Genomic DNA, 24,879 nt, shown 5'->3' on the forward strand with positions numbered 1-24,879 from the left:
TTTAAGATCACGAAACCTGTTTTGCATCCGTAAAATCCGTTATTGCAGACGCAGTGGCGTTTGTACTGTCTGGCCTGAATGGCCCGGCGCCGGCATTGCAGCGTCTTCTGGAAATTGTCTCCGCCTTTTGCGGCCTTCCCGTTCCATTCCGGGCGGGTTCAGGCAAAGCGTAACGACCGGGGCGAGGAAAACGGCATAGGCCATGGCAAAGCCTGGAATTTGCAGCGAAAAATCAAGCGTCGAATGCAGCAGGACGAGCAGCAGCGCGGCAAGGCCGAGATGAGAGGCATAACGATAATTTCTGCGTTTCAGTGCCCCGCGAATGAAAATCACCAGTTGGATGAGCGTAAAAAAAGCGAGATAAAACGGGAAGGCCGCACCGAGTGTCAGCAATCCCTCGGCGTAGACATTGTGGGCATGGGTGACGACCGCATCCACCCCGCATCGCGCCACATGATAGGGCGCATAGATTTCCGTAAAGCTTGCAAGGCCCGACCCCTGCGGCCAATTGTCGGCGATGGCGCGCGCGATACCCGGCATGTAGCAGAAGCGCATGTCGTCTTCCAAACGTGTTTCCATGCGAAGCGCCACCCGGCTGGCGAAAAGCGCGAAGAGGGCGATGGCGATTGCGATCAGCAGCGCAGCGCGACGTCTCGTCCCGCGCTGCCTGCGCCGGCTGGAGGCCCCATTGCGGCCGGTTCTGGCGGGAGAGTTGAACACAATCAGCAGGATCAGCAAAATCAACGCTGCGAGGCTTGAGCCAATGCCGGCACGCGATCCCGTCAACATCAACGCGATGAAACAAAAGCCCGCGAGGACGCCGAGAAAAGCGGCCCGGCGAATGAGCTGTTTCTGCTCCGCCGGCACGGTGAGGCGATTTGCCACGAGCGCCTTTACTCTCGCCCAATCCGGAGCGAGGAGGCTTTTGTGCAATAATGCGGCGAGCGTGAGAAGGATGAGACCGAAGAAGGTCGCGGCGGTATTGCGGTTGATAAAAAGGCCGGTGAGGCTGCCGAGATAGAAACGCTTTTGGATGAAGCCGAGAGCTTCGGGGAAAAGCACGAATTGCACGATGGAAAACAGCGCGAGCCAGCCACCGGCGATTGCGAACCATCGCAGCGTCTTCGCCGCACGCTCGTCGCTGTCGAAAAGTACGAGGCCAGCCATGAAGGCGCCGAAGGGCAGGGCGGCGCTCATGAGGCCGAGCCGGTCATCCGCAGGTGTCAGTGAGATTGTGGCGGCTGGCGCAGTCTGCATGAACATGGCGGCGGTGGACCATGCCGGATTGGCGCGCGCGATGCCGGGTATGGGGGATGCCTGCAACAGTACCTGAACGATGAGCGCTCCCAACAAAAGGCAGGCTGCCGCGAGTACCTTGCCCGCACCGGCCTTCGGAGGTCCGAACAGGAGGATTGCTGGCACCAGCAGGAGATAGATCGCGGCCGTGACGACGATGCGACTTTCGATTTCCGTTGCGCCCCTGTTGAGAAGCGCCAGCAAAAATATTGCCCAGAATGCGATTATTGCGACCGGCCGGGCATAGTCCCGAACCGCCACCAGGGGGGGCTGCGAGGAGGAGAGCGGTTCTGATCGGGCTTCGGTGAGCGACATATCTTTAGGCTTTGTCGGAATTGTTTGTGGTGGCTATGCCGCGAATATGGACGAGGCTCAGCCGTTTCATCGTTTCAGATCATGACAGCGGCGCGGGGCGTTTTTTGTCTGCCGACGGTGGCTTTGGGCAGACTTCCGCCAGGGTCCATCGCAGGATTTCTCCCTGCCTGCCGCAGACGACGGCCGTATCCGCCTCGCGGGCCGCCTCAGCCTCGGGCAAGGTGTTCTTCGGAAATTGCTGCCACATCGCGAAACGCCCGCGGATCAGATTGGCATCGGCAGGCCCATAGAGCTGGGAGAAGTTCATCAGCACGGCGACTTCCATGGGCGAGGCGTTGCGCAGCGAACGAACCATGGCAAGACGCAGCCAGACATCGCCATTTGCGGGAAAACAAAAGAGCGAATGGCGAATAAAGGTCTCGGCAAAACCGAGACGCGCCGTGCCGGAATCGGACGCTGGATCGACACCATTTGCATCGAGATCGGCCAGAACGAGCCTTAGTCCGGCTTTGACGATATCCGAACGGCAGATTTTTTCGGTAACGATGGGCTGGAGTTCAGGGACCGTTTCCGCAAGGAGATCAGGCGCAAGGCCATTATTATCGTCGGCGATCCGCGCCAATGCGACAATGTCGGAAAAACGCCGGCTTTGCGAAAAGGCCTGCGCGGCGACGGACAGGACAAAGATGGAAATGACGAGGACCGGCACGACCGCGAGGATTTTCCGCAGGCGCATCACGCTGTCACGCCTGGTCATGGTAATATCGTGTATAGCGCGAATGATAATATTCGCTCGAACCATAGGCGCGGTAAAGCTTCAGCTTTTCGGTGTCCACCTTGTTGAGGATGACGCCGAGGCACTTCTTGCGGATATGAACCTCATTCTCCACCGTGTTTCGCACTGCCCTGCGGGCGGTTTTGCCCCATTCGGTGACGAAGATGAAACCGTCTATCCGCCCCGCCATGGCGCGGGCATCGACCAGAGGCCCGAGCGGGGGCAGGTCGACGATGATATAGTCGAAAGCATTGCTCGCTTCGGCCAGGAGCTTGTGCATTTGCGCCGAGGTCAGCAGTTCCGAGGAATGAGGGACACGCTGTTTGACTACCGTGGGCAGGAAAGCGAGACGTGTCTTTTCGTCACGAAGCAGCACATCCTGCACGCTGCGGCCCTCCAGCAATACTTCGAGCAGGCCCTCGTTCGCGTGACGCGCCATGGCGCGCGTGGCGCCGGGATTGCGAATATCGGCATCCAGCAACAGGACCCGCGCACCCTGACCGGCGAGCAGTTGAGCCAGATTGATGGAGATCGTGGATTTCCCTTCGCTCGGCAAGGCCGAGACGACACCGACAATCCGCGCTCCGCTTTTGGCGGGGATACCGAGATCGATGGCAAGCCTGGTGCTGCGCAGGGTTTCGGCGAAGGAGGAGAGCGGATGGTCGACCGCGTAGCGCGCAACGCTGGTGGGGCGCGTAAGGGCCGGATGGCCGCCTTCCTGATCTTCCACTATGGCCTTGTTCTGGATGAGCGGGGTATTGCCGAGGAATTCCAGCCCGAGAACGTCTCGAACCTGTTCCCCGGTGCGGAAAAAACGATCCCGGAATTCACGGAACATGGCGATACCGCCGCCGGCCGCCGCACCCATGATCATGAACAGGGCCAAAATGATGGGCTTGTTCGGCTTGCTCGGAATTCTGGGCGGCATCGCCTTAGAAATCACGCGCGCTTCCGTCACGGGGAAGGATTGCTGCTGCATCGCTTCCTGATATCGCTGCAGGAAGGTCTGGTACATATTCTTGTAGGTTTCGGCCTCGCGCTGCAATTCGCGCAGCTGAACCTGTGTCTCGCTGGCCGAGTTGCTGATGTCGGTTGCCTTGGCGACACTTTCGGCGAGCGATTTTTCCCTTGCTTCGGAGACTTCCAGATCGCTTTTGTAACTTTGCGCGATGCGGCTGATTTCCTGGAACATCAACCGCCGGTATTCCTGCATTTCATTGCGCAGACGCACCGCCTGAATGTGGTTGCTGCCGAGCCTGCTGGTAATTTCCGCCTCGGTCTTGGAGGCTTCGAGATATTTTTTGCGCAGATCGTTGGCGACCGAGCTGTCGAGAATATCGGTAACCACCGCATCGACATCGTCGGTGGCGAGAATATGTTCGATGCGTTGCACCCGCGCCCGCGCCCTGGCCGTTTCCGACTGCGCCAAAATCAGCGCGCTGTTGGATTCCGCCAGCTGCTGATCGGAGAGCAGGCCGTCATTGCCGGTCGAGATCAGATTATGTTCGGCGCGAAACTTCTGCACGGCCAGATCGGTTTCGAGCGCCCGCTGGCGCAACTCGGCAATACGGTCGGACAACCAGTCGCTGGCCCGCCGCGTCGCCTCGTATTTGGAATTCAGCTTGTCCACCAGATAGGCCGAGGCCACGGCGTTGACGATCTGCGCCGCGAGAACGGGCGATGTCGAATTATAGGTGAGTTCTAGCGCGTAGGTTCGGCCGATGCGCTTGACGCTGAGGCCGTTGAGCAGCTGGTCCGACAGCGATCTCTTCAGGGTTCCATCGTCAACCACCGCCTCTTTTTTCTTCGCTGGCGAGAACCATTGCGAAACATTGACGAGCGAGCGGACGGTGCCGAATATCGAGCTTAGAAGCGACGCACGCGTTGCCCTGAATTCCTGATTTTCCGTGAGGTTGAGACTATCGACAACGGCAAGCCCGATGGTTTCCGATTGCAGGACCTCTACCTGGCTGAGAATGGAAGCTTCATCCTCTATGACGCCGCCGATCGTCGAAAGCTGTTCGACAATCTGGCTGTTGTTGCGGTCGATCAGCAGGGTCGCCGTCGCCGAATAGATCGGAACGGCCGTTGCGGCAAAAGCGAGGCCGATTGCCCCGGCGACTGCGACGGCGGCGAGCACGATGCGCCACTGCCGGCGGATCATCGCAAGAACGGCGTCGATATCGATAAATTCGGCCGTCAGCCCGCTTTTATCGTAGTCAGCCATCGTCAGGGGATCGTGCCTTTGTAACAACTGTCAGCCTCGCTCTTTTCGGCGGGCGCAGCGCCCGCCAAGTCACGGTTGCATCACAGAACTGGCGGCAGCCTTCCTCACGGGAAAGGCGACAAAGCCAAACTCAAACGGGACTTGTGCTGACAGGCGTGGTGGTGCTGCCGGTCGAGAAGAAATTATTGATCGTGGTGAAGGACGTGCCGGTGCCGCCTGTCGTTCCGCCACTGCTGCCGCCGCCGCCGACGGGTGCACTGCCGCCACCCGCCTGAGCGGTTCCATCTGCGGCGCCTGCTGTTCCCGAGCCGCCGATGCTGTTGGCGTTTGCCGGCGAGGAACCGGCGCCACCGATCGGCGAGGCCGCCGCTGCGGCAGCCGCAGGGGCGGCCGGACCGGCAGCCGTTCCCTCGATATTCTCGCTAAAGGCGATCAGCAGATCGGCGGGCACGTTGGCGCCCTTTGTCTGCAACTGGATGGCGGCTGCGAGTATCGTATTGCCGTTCCTCATCGCGGTGGCGTGGGCAAGCGCCAGACCTTCTCCGACGACTTCGGAGAAGTCCTTGTTGCCGACCTTCTGGGCCAATGCGACGATGGTCGGCAACTGGCCGGAGTCACTCAGGATGAGGGCGGACAGCTGTTCGGAGAACTGCGCCGCGCTGGTGGAAACGGCGATGATCGGAAACCCGCTCGTCACTTTTCCGGTTACGTCGGCCGTTGCCGCATCCGTGCTGGAAGCGATGGTGACCAGATCCCTGATCATCCCCTGCGTCGGCGATTGCTTGAACAGTTCCGCTGCGGCAATCGAAACCGTGTCCGGATTGGTGGTGTTGACGCGGCTCAGAAATGCAGCGGTGGTTTCATCGGCGGCCTTGACGGGTGCGCCTGTTGCAGCGCTCTCAACCGAGGGCGCCTGCTGCGGTGCGGCCGGCGGTGCGGTTTCCACGTTCTGTGCGTTTGCGACAGCGGAAAAGAGACCCATGCTGGCAATAAACATCGCACCAACGAGCATCGAGCCGTTACGAATGCGGGGCATCCAACTCTCCAAATCTTTTAAAATACGACTTTAAATACATCCAATGCCGGGCAAGGTTACCCAACATCTAAAATTTCTTTTTAAATCGCACAGCCGAAGCAAGGGATCAAGCGCTAAAATAAACCTGCGGCGGAAACCCTCAGCTATTGTTAACGGCCGCCTTGCCTTTCTCCGGTTTGTTCATGACACGGCGACTTTCCTTGGCGATGTTATCAGCCGGTCACGCAGCCAGATATTGGCCGGCGTTTCGACAAGGACGTGGAAGGTGTGGGCTATGGCGACGGTGCTGACGACGATGACGAGATAAACGAGGTTGCTCCATTCGGGCGGGAATGTGACGCCGCCGAGCGCAATCTTGAAGCCCCGGAAAATAAACGGGTGCAGCAGGTAAAGCGCATAGGACGAATCGCCGAGTTTTGCCAGCGGCCGTGCGAAACGGGGCAGGGAGATGTTTCTGGTCAAGGTCGCCGCCGCCATCAGCAAAATCGCGCCGCCGCCGAAAACCAGCAGCCGCGAAAAGGAATAACAGCCGGGATCGCACTGGAATCCGATCCTGCTCAGATCGGTCAGCATCCAGATCGCCAGGCCGCACAGGGCCGTTGCAAGCCCGAGCAGGGGCGGCAAGCGAACGCCTCGCAGGAAGAGGACAGCAATGAACATGCCTGCGACGAATTCGAGAATGATCGGCTGGAACCAGAAGCTGAACGGCAGGCCGAGATCGAAGGCGGAGCCGATCATGACGGCGGCAAACAGCACGCCGGCTGTCGTGAATACCGCCCGCTCCAATGGCAGGAAGATGAACGCTGCGAAAACGATGTAAAAGAACATCTCGTAATTCAGCGTCCAGCCGAGATCGATCAGCGGAAACGGATAGGCGTCGCCATAACCCATGCTGTCATAGGGAATAAACAGGTAGGAGGTGAGGATCGACTGTAACGGCGGAAAGGCTTTTGCACTGATAATGGTCACGCTGGCGGCCATGGCAAGCCGCAGGGTCAGCACAAACCAGTAAAGCGGGACGATGCGCAGGAACCGGCGCAGCAGAAACGCGGAACGACCGCCTGTTGCGGCGAAATAGGGCCGGGATGCATAAACGATGACAAAGCCGGAAATGACGAAAAACAGGTCGACACCGCCGCCCAGCCGCAGCAGATGCAGTGGGAAAAGCGTGAATTGCCAGTTCACGTCCGCGTGCAGCGCAACAATCATGGTTGCCGCAACGGCGCGCATCACCTGAAGAACATCAAGACGTTGCGCCCCTGCAGCGGGCGCTTCTTTAAAGTTTTTCATCATCGTCAATCTATAAAAATAAAGATATATTTGGTATTATATTGCGGCCGCTCTTACGTGGCCAGAAGTCCAGTATTCAAGCACGCTATCATGCAATGGACAGACGCGATACACACAATTTTGCGGTGCGGCATTTCCTCCGCACCATTCAGAAAACTTCCAGAACCGTAAGCTGGTCGCTGACCGAAAGCCGGTATTGTCCGCTTTCCTGCGTGATTGTCTGCTGGCTAACGGAGCCGTCATCGCGGAAACGGTGTGCGACAACGTGACTATGCTGGCCGGCCACCGAAAATGTCGCAATCCGTTCGGCGGGCGGGTTTTCGATGCGGGCCGGCCATTGCCAGCCGGAAATTCCAAGCCAGACAGGCACGAGCAAAGCACCGTCCGGTCTCACCAGATGAAGCGACAACCTTTGGGAATCGGCAGTGAGGAAATCGAGCTGTCGTTCCTCCGGTCCGGTTTGCCGTTCCGCCCTGCAAAGGGAAAGAAGGGCGCGAACGGCCTCGTAAGCCGGGGTGCGGCTCAGATCGTGGCGCAGGAGGCCGAAGGAGGATTCCGGGTTTGTCTCATCGGCGGCGAAGCTTGAAACCATTTCATAGATGTAGGACCGGCGGATACCGCTGATGAAGCACCAGAGCAGCATGCGCGGCATATAGCGCGCCTTGATGCCTTCGGTGACGGGGAAATGAAATGTCTTGGTTTGCAGCGAGGTATGGTAGCCCATTTCCGTGGCGAGCACCGGCCTGCCGGCCGCTATATGCGCCGAAGCGGCGATGGATTTCGAGAGTGCCCCCGGACCCGTGGTTTCGGGGTGCTCCATCCCGGCATAAGCGTGGATATTGCCGTAGTCGCAGGCATTTTTCAGGTCCAGCGCCAGCGCTCTGTTCGACAGGACATAGCTTGGCGCCGCAACGGGCACCGCATTCAGGCGCGGAACCGAGCGGATGGTGTCGTGCAGCGCCGCCTGATGCTCCGCCGAAATACGCGGAGCATTTTGCGGGTCCTTCGTCAGGTTAGGCTCATTGCTGCCCTCGAAAATATCGATACCCGCGTCGCACCAGTCGTAGAAATCCGCCAGCCTGTCGAGCGGCGTGGAAACGTAAGGGTTGAGATTGTCGTAACAGATGATGGTGAGGCGAACGCCCCCCGCCACGATCCGGCGCAGCCGCCGAAAGACGGGGCTGTCGCGACTGTCTCTTACGGTGATGAGCCCGTCATCGCGCAAATGCCGGACACCCAGTGCTTCGAGTTCGGGCACGATCCGGTCGAACTGTTCCGGATAGATGCCCGTGGGGCGGGTGAAGTGGCCGCACACCCCTACGCTGTCCAGAAAGACTTCGGTACCGGCCGAAGCAACCGTCTGCGCCCGTGCGGGAATGGCCTGCAAACCGGAGGCGGCGACCAATGCAAGCGGCGCGGCTGAAAGCAGGTTGCGCCGTGTCAGGCTGCCCATGGCTATCGGCGTTTTTCCATTCATCTGCGCCTCCTGGCATGTCCGGAGAAAATATAAGCAAGACGTCATCACATGGACGTCGCCGTTTAAATGGCGATGATGTCTCTCAACACGTCGAGATCAGAATGTCCTGGAAGTTTTCGGCATCTACAATTGCCTTGAAATCCATGTGTTTGAAATAAAACAGATATTATCAACTGGAATATAATCACGAGCTGCAATGCAACCGATTTCCCCCGATCGCCTGCACTTTAAAGTGGCTAAACCGTAACACGAGACCGGTTCTTTTCGCAACACCGCATGGCTTTTGCCGCGCCGCGAAAAAAATCACTTGAAATAGCGTCGATTCCCGTGCTTTTTGAAAAGTAGATTTTGGTAATTCATATTTTCAAACATTAGTTCTGCTCCGGCTCTTTTATTTTTGCAGATGTCTCACTGGTCTCCTGGAATGAAGGGAGACGAACGAGCCCGGGATGGACGCCATAGATTTTCGATGAAGGAAAACAGAGCGTATCCGCATGAGAATTCTCCATCTTAGCAGCCTTTATCCGCCGCATATCGTTGGTGGATGCGAACGCTCGGTCGAACATCTCGCCGAGGAACTCGTTTCCATGGGACATACGGTCGGCGCCGCCTGTATCGAGCGGCAGGCCGAACCGAAAACCATGCGCAACGGCGTCTCCGTCTACCGCATGTTCCACAATAACGATTTCTGGCTTGAGGACTGGCCGCAATATTCCCCGCAGCAGCGGCGCATGCAGAAGCTCAAGCAGCAGTGGAATTTCGACGTCGAAAAGCAGTTCGAAGCCGTTCTCGACGATTTCAAACCTGACGTTCTCAACACTCATTCGCTTCTGGATGTGACGACGCTGGTATGGCGGGCGGCGCATAAGCGCGGCATTCCGATCGTTCACACGATCTGCGAATACGATCTCCTGTGCGGCAACGCCGCCATGTTCAAGGGCGGCAAGCCCTGCGAGCACATCCATCTCGGCTGTCAGGCGGTGAATTTCACCAAGAAATTCACCCAGCGTTATATCGGCGCTGTCGCAAGCGTCGGCACGGAAATCCTCAAGACGCATGTCAATCACGGGCTTTTCCACCACATTCCGGAAAGCCTGCGCCGCGTCATCTTTTATTCCTGCACGGTTCCCGAGGGCGATCCGGTCGCCCGCCGGCAGATCGACCGCACAGGCCGGCCGCTGACCTTCGGTTATATCGGCCGTATCAATACGGAAAAAGGCGTCGGCAACATGGTCGATGCCTTCAAGGAAATCGGTCACGGCAACTGGCGCTGTCTGGTCGCCGGCCATGCGATGGACGATTCCATCGAACGTTTCACGGCTCAGGCCGGCGATCTGCCGATCGAATTCGTCGGCTGGGCGAAACCGAAGGAGTTTCTCGAAGAGATCGACGTGCTCATCGTTCCTTCCTTCTGGGCGGAGCCTTCGCCACGCACGATCTACGAGGCTTATGCCATGGGCGTGCCGGTCATCGGCGCAGCCTCCGGCGGCATTCCGGAGTTGATTGGCGAGACCAACCATGACTGGCTGTTCGAGCCGGGCAACGCCAGCGACCTTGCCGCCCGTATCCGCCGCGTGCTGACGCTCTCACGCGAAGAATTGCCGACGGAAGCGGATTTCGGAAACATCGTTGAGGAATCCACCTCGCGGCGAGTGGGTGAGAATTACGTGAAGCTCTACGAGGACGTGCTGGCAAAGCAGGGTGGAAACCAGACCTTATGTGCATCGTAGACCCGGCAGCGGACCCGGTGTTGCGAGGATTTTTCGAAGGAAAAAGCAGATGGAAGCAGCCAGTACCGATAAATTGCGGTTCCTCATGCTTGATTTTTACCGGTTTCTTGCTGCAATCGGTGTGGTGCTGTTTCACGTAAACAGTATCGACAGCCGCGCCAAATCGGTCATTGATGTGGGAAGTTTCGGTATCTTTGTCGACTTCTTTTTTATGCTGTCGGGGTTTGTTCTTTTTCACAATTACAAAGATTTGCAACTTGGTGTGGCAAGTTATTCGACGTTCCTGATTCGAAGGCTTGCACGCATCTATCCGCTCCATATCGCAACCATGGCGGTTTTGATTTGCATGTCCGTTGTGCTGTCGCTCCCCATAAGCACCGTGAAGTACCTGGATATAGTGCTGAACACTTTTCTTGTGCAGGCGTGGGGACTGGCAGACAAACTGACGCTCAATCATCCATCCTGGTCTATCAGCGCGGAGTTTTTCTGCTACCTACTCTTTCCGTTCATTGTGGTGATGATCCGCAGCATCAAGATTTACGTTTCCGCCCCGCTTGTCCTTATTCTTTTTTATATTTTTTCGCGCCCGTGGTTGCCTGTTTGGGAGCAGCCGGGCGGTATGTATGGTGCCAATTATGATTTCGGCATGCTTCGTGCGCTACCGAGCTTTATGCTTGGATGCCTCACCTACAAAATCTATCAGCAGGTGAAAATCTCAAATTCTCTATTTCTATATCTGGGGATCGCCACGTTTTTACTTGCAGCGTGGTGGATGTTCCGGCTTTCCAATCCAAATCATATTATGGTGCTGTTAGCATTTTCGATGCTGTCCACAGCTTTAGGAGAGCGAAGCATTTCCTACTCTGGGAAAACCGCTTCCGTTTTGTCGAGAGCTGGCGATTGCTCCTACGCAATCTACATGATTCACGGGATTCTATTCGCCACACTATTCAAATTCGTGTGGCAGGCGCTTGGTGAACCTATCGATTTTTTTCTGCTTTATCTGAGCGTGACGATCATTTCTCTAACCTTCATGGGCTATGTCGTTTTCAGAGGGTTCGAGAAGCCAGCACGCAATTTCATCAACTCCAGTTTGGCGCCACAGCCAAGTTTGCGGATGGCTAATTGATGTCGACTTCAAATTCGATAGGCAGCGCCGCCGTTACGGGTGTCTTCTGGTCCATCGTCCAGAACTGGGGCGGCAAGCTTTTCACCTCCATTCTCTTCATCGTTCTGGCCCGTTTCCTCAGCCCTACCGATTACGGCATGGTCGCTACCGCCGGGCTGGTGCTGATGCTGATCCAGATGGTGTCGGAGTTCGGATTCGCGGATGCGATCGTACAGAGACGCAACCTGGAACCCGGCGACGTCAATCTGCCCTTTTATGCCTCGGTTGCGGTTGCGACGCTGCTGGCCATTGCCGTCTGCGTGTTTTCTCCGGAACTGGAACGCTGGTTCGAGGTCGACGGGCTGGCGCCGGTCATCGTGGCGATCTGCATCTTGCTGCCGCTGAACACGGCTTCGATGTTTCAGGAGGTGAATTATCGCCGCGCACTGGCTTTCAAGCCGCTGGCAATCAGAACCTTCATATCGAACATCGTCGGCGGCGGCGTGGCGATTGTTTTCGCGATCATGGGCATGGGCGTCTGGAGCCTCGTCGTGCAGACCTATGTCGCCACCATCGTCACGCTGATCTGGCTCTGGCGAAAGCCGCACTGGCTGCCGGGCACCACTCTCAATCCCGGCACTTTCGTCGAACTGCTTCGCTTCGGTTCGTCGGCGCTCGGCCTTCGTATTGTCGATTTCGCGGCCACGCGCCTGATCGATTTCATGATCCTGGGACGCTATGGCGTGGCCGTCTTCGGACTCTACACCGTTGGCAGCAGGCTCTATCAACTTCTGATGCAATTGCTCCAGTCGGCACTTTATGACGTGTCGCTAACGGTGCTTTCACGCGTCTCGCGCGAGCGCGAACGCATGGCGGAACTTTACAAGCAGTTGATCGCAATATCCGCTATCGTCTCGACACCAGCCTTCGTGCTTTTTGCGGCATTGACGCCGGAGATTTGCCGCGTTTTGTTTGGTGCGCAGTGGCAAGGGGCAGATGAGATCGCGAGACCCCTGCTGCTTCTCGGCGCTTTACAGTGCGTGCAATTTCAAAACGGGCCATTTCTCTCCGCACGCGGCCGCCCGAACAAGGTATTGATTGCCGGCGCGGCCAAATCGATTGCCACAATTCTTATGATTGTCTTCATACCGACAGATGGTATCGATGAACTCGTCATTGTTTACGTATTTGGCCAGCTTGCTTCCACGCCCTTTACGTTCTTTTATGTTTCGCGTGAATTGGGCGTGTCGCTCCGAACAATAATGTCTCTGCTTCTGCCGAGTTTTGCCGCCAGCGGTCTTTGCTTTGTCGTCGTTCAATGGATGCGTCCTGAAATTGCCGCCCTCGGTTTAGGCGATTTCATGTCTGCAATACTGCTCGGATCCATTTTTATCTTAACTTATTTTTTGCTCATAGCGCTGGTTGCCCGAACGCAGGCGCGGTCGGCCCTTCTTTTCGTCACGAGCAAGGTACTCCCACGGAAGGAAGTGAATGCGTAAGCTCATAAAAAAAATCATCCCCGCACCGCTGCATCGTGAATGGGTGAAGTACAATGAAAGCCGCAATCAGGATGTTGCCATTCGTCACTTCTTTCACACGCTGCAGGAGCAAAAGCGACGGATAAAAAAACTCGCCGCTGGGGATCATATAAATCGGGTTCTGATTGTCGCCTGCGATCCCTATTCCGTTTTTGGCTCTATCGGCGACGATGCCATGATCACCGCGACAGTTCAGCATGCTCGCGCAAGAAATCCTGATGTCGAAGTCGATATACTGGTCGAGGGAACAGATGCCGCGGACTTGGTTCGCCAGAGGGGGTTTAATCCCGTCGATCTCTTTGGCGAAATTGATTTTGCCGGAGCACTGGGTAACCACTTTGAAGCGCGGCGATACGATTGCGTCGTGGTGGTTGGGGCGGATGTGATGGATGGATATTATCATCCATTGGTCAGCGCTAAACTCTTGGCAAGTGCTGATTTGGCTGCGGCTGCCGGGATAAAAAATGTCATCCTTGGTTTCAGCTTCAACCAAGCGCCTCATCCCGCTCTGGCTATGTTTTATAGCGCCCTGCATCCTGACGTCTCGATTAATGTGCGCGATCCGGTTTCCCTCAGCCGCCTGCAATCCTTCGCTAGGACAAACGCGGTACTGGTCGCCGATTCGGCGTTTAGCCTTGTTGCCACAGAACCGGATGAAGACACCGTCTCCTGGATCAAGCGGAAACGTGATGAGGGATACAGGGTGATGGGCTTCAACCTGCATCCCATGCTGTTCAAAAATGCTGACAGCGGCCAGGTCGATACCATCATCAAGCGTGGAGCCGAGGCATTGCACTTTGTGGCGGATGCACGACCGGTCTGCTGGCTGCTTATGCCGCATGATTACCGGGAGGGTTTCGGCGACCAATTTTGCCTTCAGGCGATTGCCGGGCAGGTTCCAGATTCGCTGGCAGATAGGGTTCGATATCTGAACGGCAAGTGGTCCGCGTCTGTTCTCAAGGGCATTGCGGCGCAACTGGATGGAATTGTCAGTGGGCGCATGCATCTCGCCATAGCAGGGCTGGGTAAAGGCGTTCCGGTCATATGTATCGCCTATCAGGGGAAATTCGAAGGGCTATACCAGCATTTCGCCCTATCTTCGTCGGAACTGCTCGCTCCCTCCGCCTTCTATAGCGATGACGGTATCAGGAATGCTTTGATGGAGTTCGTTGACAATGTTGATGACCTCCGCGAGCAGGTCCAGCGGAAATTGCCTGATGTTCTCAGCCTGTCAAAAAACAATTTTCAGATTTTCGAGTCTTTTCCAAAACAGAATCAATCGTTCTCATGAAAGTCGCTTTCGTCTCAGCCATTCCCGCCGTTCCTGCGTCCGAGGGTAACCGCAGCCGGATTCTCCAGCTGACACGTGCGGTTCGCAGCCTGGGACATGAGGTGCATTTCGTCTATATTGATACCCCGATTGCCGCCGATTTCGATCCGGCCACGCATGAAGCGGAATTCGGTTCCGGACGCCTGCATTTCGTATCACGGCAGCGAAACCGCTTTGAAACACGGCTTATCGGGGATTTGGGTTTCGAAGCTGAAGTGATCGCGTTTCGAGCCATTCGAAAGGTCCACCGCATTCTCGGCCGCGACGGCGCCTTCTACAACCATCTGGACGAGTTCTATTACCCGGAAATCGGCCGGCAGGTTCGGGGCCTTCAGCGCCGGCTTGGCATCGATGCCGTTATTGTCGAATATGCCTTTCATTCGCGGGCGTTCCTGGGGTTGCCGAAGGGTGTGCTGCGCATTCTCGACACTCATGATTCCTTCGCTGACCGACACAAGGCTTTCGTCAACACCGCGAACAAATATGGATACTGGTTCTCCGTTCCGCCGGCCGTGGAGAGCAAGGCTTTCCGCCGTGCGGATGTAGTTGTCGCCATTCAGGATGAAGAGGAGCGGACGTTCAGGCAGCGGCTGGGGGCAGAGCCGCCGGTTGTTGCGACCGTCAGCCATATTCTCCATCTCGGTGGAAGGGTGGAAGACTTAACACCGAGCGACTTCTTGTTCCTTGGTTCCGGCAATGACGCCAATATCATTTCCCTGAAAAGGTTCCTGCAAAACGTCATGCCGCTGGTCAGGGCTGCCCGGCCGGATATTCGTCTGGTTCTGGCGGGCGGCATATGCGGCAAGATCGAAGACGGGGAGGGCATTCTCAAGCTCGGTCGCGTGGATAATCTGAAGGACGCCTTCGCGCGCGCGCCGCTCTCCATCAATCCCATCACGCTCGGAACAGGCATCAATATAAAACTGCTCGATGCCCTGGCTGCCGGTGTTCCCACGATCAGCACCCGGACAGGTGTGAGGGGGCTTTCGGAACGATACCGGCGCGGCGTGGTCATTGTGGAGGATAATGACCATCGGGCTTTCGCCGACGCGATCCTGCAGCTCGCCTCCAGCCGCGATCAGCGGCGGGAACTGGGAAACAGGGCGTTTGAGGACGCAATTGAATGGAATCGCCAGCAAATGGCGGTCCTCGATGATATTCTGAGTGGCAGGCGAGTTCGTTGAAACCAGACCTTGATGCCGCTATCGGGCCTTTTCTTGGTCGTGCGGTTGGGGCGGCTTTGGGCGTTCGAGTGATCAGGGAAGACCGGATAGCTTTCTCAGGTCGCTATTGATGCGTGACTGCCAGCCCTTGCCCATGGCTTTGTAGTGCTCCACCAAATCAGGATCGAGACGGATCGTAACCGGCGTTTTCGGCGCATCCGCCTTTGGTCTGCCACGGCGCGCAATCTCCCGATCAATACTCTTGGCAAGGTCAGGGAAAACCGCCCCGAACGGTTTGGCTTGCGCCATCTCTTTATCGGTGGCTTCGGGGGCGTCCGGATCGGACGCTATCATTTTCTGAATCTCGGCTTCTTCCTTATTGGTAAGCGGGCGTTTCGAAGAAAACTTTACGGGCATGAGAGCCTCCTTTCCCTGGTGCTGGCTGGCCGCATGGAAATGACGGACAGGGCCTGCGAACCTAGCGGGCTGAACACCACCGCAATGATGATGCGACCCTGAAACTCACCTATAGCCATAAAGCGGTCTTCCTTGGCGGGAAGAACGATAGAGCCTGCAAAGAACTCAATCGTCAGATCGGCAAAATCGAGGCCATGTTTCTCGATATTCGTCAGCCGCTTCGTTTCGTCATAAGTGATTTGCATATTATGTACGTACAATAAATGAGCGGCATATGCAAGATTTTTGTAAGTACAAAAATGCCTGGGTTAGCCTATCAGGTGCAAGCCCGCATCCGAAAGCCTGAGAACGGTAAGCCTGCCCGTGGTGAATGCACCCGTGTCGATGCCGATCCGGTGCGGGCCGGTTTCCGGTTCGGTGACAGGCGTGTGGCCATGGATGACGACGAGGTCCAGCCCGGCCCCCTGCGACAGGAACGGCTCCCTTATCCAGAGCATGTCCTCATCGGTCTGCGCCTCCAGCGGCAATCCCGGTCTCAAGCCGGCATGCACGAAAATATAGGGTCCTATCCGGGCGTAGATCGGCAGGCTGGATAAAAGCTGGCGGTGGGTCTGCGGAATTGCGCCAAGCAGGGCGTCCCTGAATGGCTGCAGTCTCAGGCGGCCCTTTTGCAGGAAATAGTCGATATCGACGCCGTAGGATAAAAGCGTCTGGCGGCCGCCAAAGTCCAGCCAGTGCATATTCTGCTGCGGATTTTCGAGAAAGTCATGGAAGAGCTGCTCATGGTTGCCGCAAAGCGCAATACGGCGCAGCGGCGCGGGCGGCGGCTGCAGCAAATGTTCGAGAACGCCACGGGAATCGCGTCCGCGATCGACATAGTCACCGAGGAGAACGACCAGCGCGGGTGAGGGGTCGGGTCCCAGATCGGCAAGGATTTTCCGCTCCGCCTGCAACAGCAGGTCGAGGCTGCCATGCACGTCGCCAATGGCATAGATCGGGAAGGAGGCCGGCTTGTCGCCAAGGTCAATTCTGCGCCGCCTCCGGTCGTCGCGGGAGGCTGGTTGTTTACGACCGCGAATCCAGTTGAGCACCTTGGGCATAGCTGCCGATACTGTCTCTCCCGCACAAGGTCAAGAGCGTTGAAGGCGGCTGTCGCATCACCCGCCAAAGCTGCGTTGACGCGCCGATTCTGTGGGGAAAGAATACCCGCTTTGATGGTCGAAAGATACGTTGCCTTAAACCGGCAATCGAAATGCCTGCCGTCCGAAAGGGCGGCGTCAGCCTGAAACCATGTTCTAGAGTTTCAGCCAGACACGCGGGTCCTCGTGCGACTGAATCTTGATCCATTTCAGATCCACCGCTTTCCACGGCTTGACGACATTGGTGCGGTTATCCAGCACCAGATCGCCCTGGCTGGTGCTGACGACCAGAACGGCATGTCCTATGCCATCCGTCGTGCGGGCTGTGGCGATGCGCAGGGCGCCCGAAGGCCAACCGGCGCGCAGGAGGCGTTGCCGCTTGGTCACCGCAAAATCTTCGCAGTCGCCGCTTGCCGGGTTCAGTTTCCAGTCGTCTTCGCCATCCTGCTCCCCGACATAGCTTATCGAGGTGTTGATCTCGGCGTTGATGCGCTGGAGTTCCGTGCGCTTCTGCTTGCTCAGTTCCACCGTATCGCGGTCGCCAATCCGGAGGCACTGGTCGGCGGCGCTTTCACAGAATTTCGCAAAGGCAATGGGTGCGATGGTGGGACGGCTCGTGGTCATGAACTGGCCGGGCCGCGAGGCGCCGGGCTTCTGGGCAAGGCCACCGAGCTGGACGGCCGATGCCGTTGTCGCAATACCTGCCGCCACACCGGCAGCGACGGCAAAAATCTTTGCCAGACGGATTGTTCTCTTCGCCATGTCCTTGCCCCTGCACAATTGTCTTGTCTTGTGCCTGGCACCATAGCGACCCATTCTTGCGGGCCGTTTAAGTCGATAGATTGCATTTTAATGAAATCTAATTTTGTGCCGGCGCGCTGAAAAACAGCCGGAAAACCGGGTTCGTGCTCACCTGCAGCGGGTTCTGCCCTCGGTGTCGACAATACAGGTTTGCTGCGGGACAGCCCGCCTGAGTTCACGCCGGGTATCGGGGGAGGCGCGACTGGCTGGCGGCCGGTCATAATTCCGGTAAACTTCGAAATTGCGCCCGCCGATCGTTCCCTGCGCCCCGCCGCGGCCATTCGGCGTCACTTCGAAATTCTGATACTGCTGGGCATGGGCGCTCGCGGAAAGGCAGATCATGGCGGTCAGGACGCCGGCCGCCAGGCCGCCCCACAATGCTGCCGCTTGCTGCCTGCCCAACCTCATGACCGTTCCTCCATCGACGAAATGATGAACGCCGCCGCCGCACATTTGCCATGCCCGGCGCGCATTGATTTTCCAGTCGTCCGTCGGGGGGTAATCATATCACCGATAGTGCATCCGGTGTGAGAAGGATTTGTGCCCGGCAAAGGCCCGAATCGCCTTCCTGCAGATCGGCCAGCGGTGTCGCAACGCCAGGAGGCGCCACCGTGCCGCTTGATCGTCAGGAATGCGAAAAAGGCCATTCTGCGGCTCAAAAATTAAGCTCTTCGCCGCTGCATTTATAGGCTTCACAATCCTGTAACAACGGACCTAATATACAAGTGCAGATGCCGAATCGCTCAGGAGAAGCCCTTGACGATTGCAGTTTCACCACAGGCCCTGCCGGCGCTCGTTCTGAACGCAGACTACAGGCCACTGAGTTATTATCCCTTGTCGTTATGGTCCTGGCAGGACGCGATCAAGGCCGTCTTTCTAGACCGTGTGAACATCATTGCAGAATATGATCACGCGGTGTCGTCCCCCAGCTTTTCCATGCGGCTGCCGAGCGTCGTCAGCCTCAAGACCTATGTGCAGCCCACCCGCAATCCCGCCTTTACCCGCTTCAACGTTTTCCTTCGGGACAAGTTCGAATGCCAGTATTGCGGCACGCGGGACGAATTGACCTTCGACCATGTGATTCCCCGCGCGCATGGCGGTGAAACCACGTGGCATAATGTCGTTGCGGCGTGCTCTCCCTGCAACCTTAAAAAAGGCAGCAAGCTTCCCAAGCAGGCGGGCATGTTCCCGGCGCAGAAGCCCTTCCAGCCGACGGTTCAGGATCTGCACAATAACGGGCGGCTGTTCCCGCCCAATTATCTGCACGAAAGCTGGATGGACTATCTTTACTGGGATACCGAGCTGCAGCCCTGATCTTTTGAGGGCTGCAACGCGGTTTTCCGCTTACCGGCTTTTACGGCTCGCGCCAAAAAAGGCGACTGCCGCAAGTGCAACGCTTGCGATGACATTCCAGCCCGCGAAGGAAAGGCCGAGCACCCGCAAGGCGGCGTCGTTGCAGGAAGGCGCCTTGATGGCGTTCAGATTGCCGAGGAGATCGCCGGCATTGGTGGTGATGGAAGGCGCCCCGGTGGCGCAGGTGATCGGCCCTTCCCAGAAACCCCATTCCACACCGGCATGATAAACGCCGAGCCCGGCGCCGATCAGCATTGCCACGCCGATAAGGGCAAGAAGCAGCCGGGTGATCTGAACCGGCAATTTAAAGATGCTGGTCGCAATGGCCAATATGCCCAGCGGAATGGCGTAATAATAGGGATCGCGCTGCAGCAGGCACAGCGCACAGGGCGTATAACCGCCAATATGCTGGAAACCGAGGGCGGAGCCGACGGTGAAGATCATTCCCGCCGTGACGCCGAGAGCGGCGAGCGTGCGGCTATTGTCGGCGGTGGTCGCATTGGCCATGTTGTTTTCCTCAAACTTCGCGAAGAAGCAGATATCCCGGACGGGCTTTCAAAAAGGCGGGCGTGATGGCGAAATTAAGTCGCCGGTCCTCACGGGGTGTAACGGGATTCGTCTAATCGAGTCCGCCGCATCTGGCAAATGAAAGCCCGGTAATACTCGGGGGTGCGCAAGCAAAGTTTCGTGAGTTTGTCGGCGGCGTGAGGCCATTAGAGAATTCACTGGCACGTGCGGGGCAAAGCCTAGAGAAATCAATGCGCTTTTGGAAATGGTACCCCAAGCCGGGATCGAACCAGCACTCCTTTCGGAACCGCATTTTGAGTGCGGCGCGTCTACCAATTCCGCCATTGGGGCAACGGTGGTAATGCCACGGCGTCTATCATGGTCAAGGCCATGCGTGCAACCCCAAAGCTGACTTATCCTTTTGAATTGCGCGTGTTTGCGCGCGCGGTTTTCCGTCTTTTCCGGGCCGCCGATCAAAAATGTTGCGGAGGGTGGCTGTGCCGGATCGCGACACCTGTAGTTGCGGCATTAGGGTAATATTAGGCACCTCTAATAAATTAGAATATACGCAATTACTAATTGAATTATGATGTCAGGGTGGAGTTTCCACGCGGGGCGGGAATGGCCAAACTCATAGGGAGGAAATTATGAGGGCTTTTTCTCGCAATTTGTTACTGTCTGCCTGTCTGATCCTGCCGATCAACGCCCATGCGCTGGATATCGGGATCGGTGGCGAGAATGGGGTTAACGCCAGTGTTGGCGACAATGGCAGCGGCGGGCTCGGGGTCGATGCCTCCGTTGGCGGCAGCAGTGGCGTTAACGCCAGTGCGGATGTCGGCGGCAGGAGCGGCGGCGGGCTGGGTGCGGATGTCAACGCATCGGTCGGCGGCAGCAATGGGGTCAATGCGGATGTCAATGCATCCGTGGGCGGTTCCAGCGGCGTCAATGCCGGTGTGAACGCTTCCGTTGGCGGCTCGGATGGCATCAATGCCAATGTCGGGGCCAATGTGGGGGGCTCGAGCGGTGTCGGTCTCGGCGTTGGCGTCGGTATCGGCGGCTCCGGTTCGACCGGCACGCCCGGCACGCCCGGAAATCCCGGCGGCAGCACCACCAATCCCGGCGGCTCGGGCACAGTGTCTCCGGGCGCGATGCGCAATGCTCTGCAAGCCTATAACGATATGTCGCGGACCGAGCAGATCAAGCTCGCCCGCCGTTGTGTCGATATTCTGGGCGGCGGATACGATGCGGCGCTGACGAAACTGTGCAAAATGATCCGGACGGCCTCGCGCTGAAGCAGGCTTTGCCCGTGTCAGAAAACTTCGAAGGGCGCCAACGGCGCCCTTCGGATCAATTGCCCTTGCGTCCGAAGGACAGGATCTTCTGCCGCAGGCTGCGGGCGAGATTGCGGGTGTTGCGGTACATGTCCACCTGCGTGGAAACCTGACGCACGTCCCGGTCGCTGTTCTGGGCAAGCCCGACGACCAGCGTACCCATTTCCTGACGTTCCTGCCAGAAGCGGCTCATGATCGGATGATCGGGCACGGCGCAGCTGTCGCTGCGCAGAATATTGGCGTCATCCAGATGCCAGTCGGTCAGTTTCTGCACCAGCAGCTTGCCGGGAGAAAATTGCGCATAGCTCTCGTCGAAAGCGGTCTTCCACGTATAGGCCTCGCCCGCCGTGATGAAGACGACCATGGAGGCGATGGCGCTGCCATTGAGATCGATGGTGTGGATACGCACCGCATCCGCTTCGGCCAGATTGGTGATCGCCTCGCGGGCGAAGGCGGCGCGATAACGGTCGTTGACCAGCGCGGTGCGTTTGCGGCCTTTCCAGCCGCTCGCCTCCAGCGCCAGAAACTCCTCCATGCGGTAACGCACGTCCGCTGGCTGCCGGGTAACGGTATAGGAGAGGGGCCCAAGTTTTTCGAGCTGACGCCACTGCCTGTTCATTTCGCGCAAATGGTGCGGCGCAAGGGCGTTTCGCAGATAGGCCTTGCCATCGAGAAGGCTTTCCAGCATCGGCCGATAATAATTGCCAGTCGTCGTCACCGGCAGGTTGCGGCTGAGCGCGATGGCTTTGAACATGCGGGCAAACGGCCCTTCCAGCCGGACATCCGGCAGAACCAGAACATTCGGCAGACGCATGTTGCTGTCGGAAAGCGCATCGAAAAGATTGTCGAGGGTTTCGGCAGCGCCTTCGGTGTCGACCAGCGGCGTGCCGAGCGGCCCGAATGGATTGGCCCAGACGCGAATGATGGAGGGGCCGATGGAAAAGCCCGGCTTTTCCACGGTAAAGGGCATCAGGAAGCGCATGCGGCTTCTGGCGCCATTCTCATCGCGAATGAGGGCGAAGCGCACGGACTTGTCGTCGATGCGCGGCATGGCGGGCGCGAGAAGCCTTCCGGTGAAGAAGACATTCGCCTCCATGACGCGGTTGGACAGAAAGTCGAGTTCTTCCTGCATGTCATAACCGAGCTGACCCGGATAGATGCAGAATTCCCGGCCATCGCGGCCCACGCGTCGGCTGCTGTCGGCCACGGGGCGGTCACGCTCCGCGGACGCCATCAGTGCCGCGATGCGCGGGTCCTGAAAATCCGGATTCTTTGGATCGCTGGACATGCTTATCGTTACACCGCCTTCCCAGTGTTTTGACCCGCCCGGGGATCGTTGAAGGCAAAAAGGACGATCCCGAGTGTGCGGCGAATGGCAATATGCAATAGCACAGCTTCTATGCCCATGGCTATCGCCACTGCTGCCGCGGCCCCTGCCAGACCATAGACCGGAATGAGCGCCATGTTGAGTGCAATGTTGCAACCGAAGATAATAATATAAAGGACGACGCACAATTTTTGTTTGCCGGCCATGTTCAGCAATGTTTCCCCCGGGCCGATCAGCGCTTTGGCGAGGAAACCGGCGAAAAGGAAGAACATCAGCTCATAGCCCTGAACGAAGCCGGGACCGAACAGCGACAGCAGGAACGGGCCGGCCAGAAGCACCACGCTGCCGACGGCGAGCGACGGCCAGAAGGCCCAGCGCGCGGCCTGGCTGGCGAAACCGGCGAGCCCCGGCCTGTCATTGGCCGACATCAGGGTGGCCAGGCGCGGGGCGGCCGCCGCCTGCACCGAGAAAAACACGAATTGCATCAGCACGATGGTCTTTGCCGCGGCAAAATAGATGCCCACCTGATCCGGCGGCAGGTAAAGGCCGACAATCACCACATCGGAATTGGTCATCAAAAAACCGATGCCGTCGATCAGGAACATCGGGAAGGCGAACCTTATCCAGTGGCGGAAATGCACCCTGCGGACCGTGCTGCGGAAATGCCGGTTGAGCCTGCGGTTCATGAAGGCGAAATGGAAAAGCGTGGTGACATAGGTGGCAAGAAGGGCCGTGAGCATGGCCGTCGTTGCGGTTTTTTCCGCGCCAAGACCGATTGCCACCAGCATGAACAGCAGGATCAGCACCGGGCGAACGATATAGGTGGGGCTGAGTGCGGAGACCGCCCAGCCATTGGCGCGTGCGGTGCCGTTCAGCACATCGCCCAGCGCCACCATCGGCAGGGTGAAAAGCGCCAGTGAAACGGGAATGAGATAATAGGAGGCGATGCTTTCGCCGAAGAAATACAGGAAAACAAAACCAAAAATCGCAAGCGCGCTGGCCGAAAGCATGGCGAAGACGCGCGCCGTCGAGGTCAGCCCCATGATCTTGTCATGGGCATCCTCCAGACGATAGCCGGGTAAAAAGCGAATGACGGTGGTGTGAAAACCGAGACAGGAAAGATTGCCGAACAGGATCACCAGAACCCAGACAAAAGCGAACAGGCCATATTCGAATTCACCCATCAGGCGGGCAAGGATGATCTGGGAAATGAAGGCGATACCGGCGCTGACGATACGCACCGCAAACGCAACCAGCGCCATGCGCTGCGCGCGGGAGACCTCATCTCCGCCGGAAAGAACGACGACGACTTTCGCTACCAGCGGCGAAAGCGTCGCGCGCAGGCCTGCGGGTAAGACTTTTTCCGCCGTGTTGAGGATAGCCATGATCCACACGCCATCATTTCCAGTTGAATAGGCAGGCCGATCATACGCGCTTCATCCTTAACGAAGGGTTTGGGACGCGCCGGCCTGTGTGCCAATATCGTCCGCCGTGCGTGGCTTGCGAATGCCGTTGAACAGGAAAAGGGCGAGCGGGCTGAGGCGTATCGCCTGATGCAGCAGATAGGCGACTGCCGTGGTGGCCGCGACGATGATGGTAAATTCCAGGATGGGCGGCAGCGCAATGAGGATGAACAGCGTTCCGAAGGCGTAGATCAGCGGATGGTGAAACAGGTAGATGGTGAAGGACGCATCCGTCATGCGCCTGGCAAGCCGGTTCGGCCTGTCGAAATAGCGGCAGGCGAGGTCTATCAACAGACGGCTTGCCGCCACCGCCGCAATTGCCGACACCAGCACCAGCAGGGCCGAATTCGAAAAGGGATATTGCAGGCGCAGGATCACCGCCGTCGCGATGGCGCCCGCCGCGATGAAGCCGGTGAGAAGACCCGTCTGGCGAAAGCGGTGAAAGAGGGCGCGGTCACGGTGCAGCAGCGCGCCGATGAGGAAGAAGGGCAGGTAACGCGCATAGGGATCGGAAGCGCGTTCATAGAGAAGAAAAAGGCCGCTTCCGCTCTTTGCCGCAAGCAGGCCGGATCCATAGATCATCAATTCCCACACAACAGGTACGAGGCAGAGTGCCGCGAAAAACAGGGTGGTATGCCGCTGCCGCAGGCTGCCGAACCAGTCTCTCACATAGGCTAGTGGCGGACGTTCCGCGAGAAACAGCAGGCCGGCAAGCAGGATCGAATAGAAGATGAGGGCCGGCAGGAACCATAGATGCATGATCCACTGTTCGCTCGGGCGCAGCAGGCCGGGCAGGCTCGCAAGCAGCCGGTCGGCCGGGATATCGCCTTTGGCGACGCCGGCCAGTTGCAGCAGGAAAAGCTGCAACGGCCCGAGCAGAAGAATGGCGACGATGAAGGGCACGCCGAGGCGCAGGAAACGCTGCCTCAGCCAGCGCATCTTGCCCTTCTTGCCAATGACCATGGTGGAGAAATAGCCGGCCACCAGAAAGAATGCCGGCATGCGGAAGGTGGAGAGCGCAGCACCTAGCGCGCTCAGAAGCGGGCTGGTGTCGAAATCCTTGATGTCCCATGGCAAAACATGGCTGTAGAGCAGGGAGGCGTGATAGGGAATGCCGAGCAGCATGAGGAGCGCCCTTAGCGGGTCCCAATAATGCTCGTAGTCAGATTTGCCCGGTTGCATTTTTCCCTCGCGCCGCAAACGCGATCCCGTGTGATCAGCAATGACCAGCACGACTATTGGTGGAAAACGCTAAT

22 protein-coding genes and 1 tRNA gene are annotated in these 24,879 nt (G+C 57.8%); 7 read left to right on the forward strand and 16 right to left on the reverse strand.

Annotated features, from left to right (window positions below):
* Positions 1-39 precede the first annotated feature (39 nt).
* The 6 genes from EM858_RS02150 to EM858_RS02175 form a co-directional block, all read right to left on the reverse strand.
* Entirely contained in the window at positions 40-1,611 is a 1,572-nt protein-coding gene (locus EM858_RS02150; protein WP_127755652.1) for an O-antigen ligase family protein, read from the reverse strand.
* 79 nt (positions 1,612-1,690) lie between these two features.
* Complete coding sequence (locus EM858_RS02155; protein WP_164865272.1) at positions 1,691-2,368, reverse strand: hypothetical protein; 678 nt, start codon at positions 2,366-2,368, stop codon at positions 1,691-1,693.
* Positions 2,355-4,613 (reverse strand): polysaccharide biosynthesis tyrosine autokinase, encoded by a 2,259-nt coding sequence (locus EM858_RS02160; RefSeq protein WP_127755653.1) that lies wholly within the window; start codon positions 4,611-4,613, stop codon positions 2,355-2,357. The genes EM858_RS02155 and EM858_RS02160 overlap by 14 nt, the downstream gene beginning before the upstream one ends.
* 130 nt (positions 4,614-4,743) lie before the next feature.
* Positions 4,744-5,649 carry a hypothetical protein gene (locus EM858_RS02165; RefSeq protein WP_080819314.1) on the reverse strand — a complete coding sequence of 302 codons (906 nt, stop codon included), beginning with the start codon at positions 5,647-5,649 and terminating at the stop codon, positions 4,744-4,746.
* A 180-nt stretch (positions 5,650-5,829) separates the two neighbouring features.
* On the reverse strand, positions 5,830-6,942 hold the full coding sequence (locus EM858_RS02170; RefSeq protein WP_127755654.1) for an acyltransferase: 1,113 nt from the start codon (positions 6,940-6,942) through the stop codon (positions 5,830-5,832).
* A 145-nt stretch (positions 6,943-7,087) separates the two neighbouring features.
* Positions 7,088-8,416, reverse strand: coding sequence for a hypothetical protein (locus EM858_RS02175; protein WP_127755655.1), 1,329 nt, complete (start codon positions 8,414-8,416; stop codon positions 7,088-7,090).
* 494 nt (positions 8,417-8,910) lie between these two features.
* Here EM858_RS02175 and EM858_RS02180 point away from each other — a divergent pair, with 494 nt between their 5' ends.
* Genes EM858_RS02180 through EM858_RS02200 form a run of 5 tightly spaced genes read left to right on the forward strand, consistent with a single transcriptional unit; the run spans position 8,911 to position 15,306 of the window.
* Positions 8,911-10,146, forward strand: coding sequence for a glycosyltransferase family 4 protein (locus EM858_RS02180; RefSeq protein ID WP_127755656.1), 1,236 nt, complete (start codon positions 8,911-8,913; stop codon positions 10,144-10,146).
* Positions 10,147-10,195: 49 nt separating this feature from the next.
* Positions 10,196-11,275, forward strand: coding sequence for an acyltransferase (locus tag EM858_RS02185; protein WP_127755657.1), 1,080 nt, complete (start codon positions 10,196-10,198; stop codon positions 11,273-11,275).
* A complete protein-coding gene (locus EM858_RS02190; protein ID WP_127755658.1) occupies positions 11,275-12,753 on the forward strand; it encodes a lipopolysaccharide biosynthesis protein in 1,479 nt (492 codons plus the stop codon). The genes EM858_RS02185 and EM858_RS02190 overlap by 1 nt, the downstream gene beginning before the upstream one ends.
* Positions 12,746-14,083, forward strand: a complete 1,338-nt coding sequence (locus EM858_RS02195) for a polysaccharide pyruvyl transferase family protein (protein ID WP_127755659.1) — start codon at positions 12,746-12,748, stop codon at positions 14,081-14,083. Before EM858_RS02190 ends, EM858_RS02195 begins: the two co-directional genes overlap by 8 nt.
* The gene (locus EM858_RS02200) at positions 14,080-15,306 is read left to right on the forward strand and encodes a glycosyltransferase family 4 protein (protein WP_127755660.1); all 1,227 of its coding nucleotides are present in this window, start codon (positions 14,080-14,082) and stop codon (positions 15,304-15,306) included. The genes EM858_RS02195 and EM858_RS02200 overlap by 4 nt, the downstream gene beginning before the upstream one ends.
* A 72-nt stretch (positions 15,307-15,378) precedes the next feature.
* Here EM858_RS02200 and EM858_RS02205 read toward each other — a convergent pair whose 3' ends face one another.
* The 5 genes from EM858_RS02205 to EM858_RS02225 form a co-directional block, all read right to left on the reverse strand.
* Positions 15,379-15,702, reverse strand: coding sequence for a BrnA antitoxin family protein (locus EM858_RS02205; protein WP_059753616.1), 324 nt, complete (start codon positions 15,700-15,702; stop codon positions 15,379-15,381).
* On the reverse strand, positions 15,693-15,947 hold the full coding sequence (locus EM858_RS02210) for a BrnT family toxin (RefSeq protein WP_003520889.1): 255 nt from the start codon (positions 15,945-15,947) through the stop codon (positions 15,693-15,695). Before EM858_RS02210 ends, EM858_RS02205 begins: the two co-directional genes overlap by 10 nt.
* A 63-nt stretch (positions 15,948-16,010) precedes the next feature.
* Positions 16,011-16,802 (reverse strand): metallophosphoesterase family protein, encoded by a 792-nt coding sequence (locus tag EM858_RS02215; RefSeq protein ID WP_080819307.1) that lies wholly within the window; start codon positions 16,800-16,802, stop codon positions 16,011-16,013.
* A 195-nt stretch (positions 16,803-16,997) separates the two neighbouring features.
* Positions 16,998-17,603 (reverse strand): transglutaminase-like cysteine peptidase, encoded by a 606-nt coding sequence (locus EM858_RS02220; RefSeq protein ID WP_080819306.1) that lies wholly within the window; start codon positions 17,601-17,603, stop codon positions 16,998-17,000.
* Between the two features lie 147 nt (positions 17,604-17,750).
* A complete protein-coding gene (locus EM858_RS02225) occupies positions 17,751-18,050 on the reverse strand; it encodes a hypothetical protein (RefSeq protein WP_080820966.1) in 300 nt (99 codons plus the stop codon).
* Positions 18,051-18,398: 348 nt separating this feature from the next.
* On the opposite strand from EM858_RS02225, the gene EM858_RS02230 reads away from it, so the two are divergent.
* A complete protein-coding gene (locus EM858_RS02230; protein ID WP_003585610.1) occupies positions 18,399-18,956 on the forward strand; it encodes an HNH endonuclease in 558 nt (185 codons plus the stop codon).
* 30 nt (positions 18,957-18,986) lie between these two features.
* On the opposite strand, the gene EM858_RS02235 is transcribed toward EM858_RS02230, so the two are convergent.
* A complete protein-coding gene (locus EM858_RS02235) occupies positions 18,987-19,502 on the reverse strand; it encodes a disulfide bond formation protein B (RefSeq protein ID WP_035264342.1) in 516 nt (171 codons plus the stop codon).
* 266 nt (positions 19,503-19,768) lie between these two features.
* Positions 19,769-19,853 (reverse strand) — tRNA-Leu (locus tag EM858_RS02240).
* 296 nt (positions 19,854-20,149) lie between these two features.
* On the opposite strand from EM858_RS02240, the gene uppQ reads away from it, so the two are divergent.
* Positions 20,150-20,794: a polysaccharide biosynthesis GNAT family N-acetyltransferase UppQ gene (gene uppQ, locus EM858_RS02245; protein ID WP_127755661.1), complete on the forward strand. Its 645-nt coding sequence runs from the start codon at positions 20,150-20,152 to the stop codon at positions 20,792-20,794.
* Between the two features lie 55 nt (positions 20,795-20,849).
* On the opposite strand, the gene EM858_RS02250 is transcribed toward uppQ, so the two are convergent.
* The 3 genes from EM858_RS02250 to mdoC are packed head-to-tail and all read right to left on the reverse strand — an operon-like array spanning position 20,850 to position 24,805.
* Positions 20,850-22,121 (reverse strand): GNAT family N-acetyltransferase, encoded by a 1,272-nt coding sequence (locus EM858_RS02250; protein ID WP_080819304.1) that lies wholly within the window; start codon positions 22,119-22,121, stop codon positions 20,850-20,852.
* An 8-nt stretch (positions 22,122-22,129) separates the two neighbouring features.
* Entirely contained in the window at positions 22,130-23,545 is a 1,416-nt protein-coding gene (gene uppV, locus EM858_RS02255) for a Wzx-type polysaccharide biosynthesis protein UppV (RefSeq protein WP_127755662.1), read from the reverse strand.
* Positions 23,546-23,602: 57 nt separating this feature from the next.
* The gene (gene mdoC / locus EM858_RS02260) at positions 23,603-24,805 is read right to left on the reverse strand and encodes a glucans biosynthesis protein MdoC (RefSeq protein WP_127755663.1); all 1,203 of its coding nucleotides are present in this window, start codon (positions 24,803-24,805) and stop codon (positions 23,603-23,605) included.
* Positions 24,806-24,879 lie beyond the last annotated feature (74 nt).

Source organism: Agrobacterium sp. CNPSo 2736 (assembly GCF_004005385.1).
Taxonomy (GTDB): domain Bacteria; phylum Pseudomonadota; class Alphaproteobacteria; order Rhizobiales; family Rhizobiaceae; genus Agrobacterium; species Agrobacterium leguminum.

Excerpts from the sequence above, each read along its gene's own strand:
- EM858_RS02175 (WP_127755655.1), bottom strand. The coding sequence starts at position 8,416 with ATGAATGGAAAAACGCCGATAGCCATGGGCAGCCTGACACGGCGCAAC.
- EM858_RS02195 (WP_127755659.1), top strand. The coding sequence starts at position 12,746 with ATGCGTAAGCTCATAAAAAAAATCATCCCCGCACCGCTGCATCGTGAA.
- EM858_RS02225 (WP_080820966.1), bottom strand. The coding sequence starts at position 18,050 with ATGAGGTTGGGCAGGCAGCAAGCGGCAGCATTGTGGGGCGGCCTGGCG.
- EM858_RS02155 (WP_164865272.1), bottom strand. The coding sequence starts at position 2,368 with ATGACCAGGCGTGACAGCGTGATGCGCCTGCGGAAAATCCTCGCGGTC.
- EM858_RS02150 (WP_127755652.1), bottom strand. The coding sequence starts at position 1,611 with ATGTCGCTCACCGAAGCCCGATCAGAACCGCTCTCCTCCTCGCAGCCC.
- EM858_RS02205 (WP_059753616.1), bottom strand. The coding sequence starts at position 15,702 with ATGCCCGTAAAGTTTTCTTCGAAACGCCCGCTTACCAATAAGGAAGAA.
- EM858_RS02215 (WP_080819307.1), bottom strand. The coding sequence starts at position 16,802 with ATGCCCAAGGTGCTCAACTGGATTCGCGGTCGTAAACAACCAGCCTCC.
- uppV (WP_127755662.1), bottom strand. The coding sequence starts at position 23,545 with ATGGCTATCCTCAACACGGCGGAAAAAGTCTTACCCGCAGGCCTGCGC.
- EM858_RS02180 (WP_127755656.1), top strand. The coding sequence starts at position 8,911 with ATGAGAATTCTCCATCTTAGCAGCCTTTATCCGCCGCATATCGTTGGT.
- EM858_RS02210 (WP_003520889.1), bottom strand. The coding sequence starts at position 15,947 with ATGCAAATCACTTATGACGAAACGAAGCGGCTGACGAATATCGAGAAA.
- EM858_RS02200 (WP_127755660.1), top strand. The coding sequence starts at position 14,080 with ATGAAAGTCGCTTTCGTCTCAGCCATTCCCGCCGTTCCTGCGTCCGAG.
- EM858_RS02220 (WP_080819306.1), bottom strand. The coding sequence starts at position 17,603 with ATGGCGAAGAGAACAATCCGTCTGGCAAAGATTTTTGCCGTCGCTGCC.
- EM858_RS02170 (WP_127755654.1), bottom strand. The coding sequence starts at position 6,942 with ATGATGAAAAACTTTAAAGAAGCGCCCGCTGCAGGGGCGCAACGTCTT.
- EM858_RS02185 (WP_127755657.1), top strand. The coding sequence starts at position 10,196 with ATGGAAGCAGCCAGTACCGATAAATTGCGGTTCCTCATGCTTGATTTT.
- EM858_RS02160 (WP_127755653.1), bottom strand. The coding sequence starts at position 4,613 with ATGGCTGACTACGATAAAAGCGGGCTGACGGCCGAATTTATCGATATC.
- EM858_RS02235 (WP_035264342.1), bottom strand. The coding sequence starts at position 19,502 with ATGGCCAATGCGACCACCGCCGACAATAGCCGCACGCTCGCCGCTCTC.
- uppQ (WP_127755661.1), top strand. The coding sequence starts at position 20,150 with ATGAGGGCTTTTTCTCGCAATTTGTTACTGTCTGCCTGTCTGATCCTG.
- EM858_RS02250 (WP_080819304.1), bottom strand. The coding sequence starts at position 22,121 with ATGTCCAGCGATCCAAAGAATCCGGATTTTCAGGACCCGCGCATCGCG.
- EM858_RS02190 (WP_127755658.1), top strand. The coding sequence starts at position 11,275 with ATGTCGACTTCAAATTCGATAGGCAGCGCCGCCGTTACGGGTGTCTTC.
- mdoC (WP_127755663.1), bottom strand. The coding sequence starts at position 24,805 with ATGCAACCGGGCAAATCTGACTACGAGCATTATTGGGACCCGCTAAGG.
- EM858_RS02165 (WP_080819314.1), bottom strand. The coding sequence starts at position 5,649 with ATGCCCCGCATTCGTAACGGCTCGATGCTCGTTGGTGCGATGTTTATT.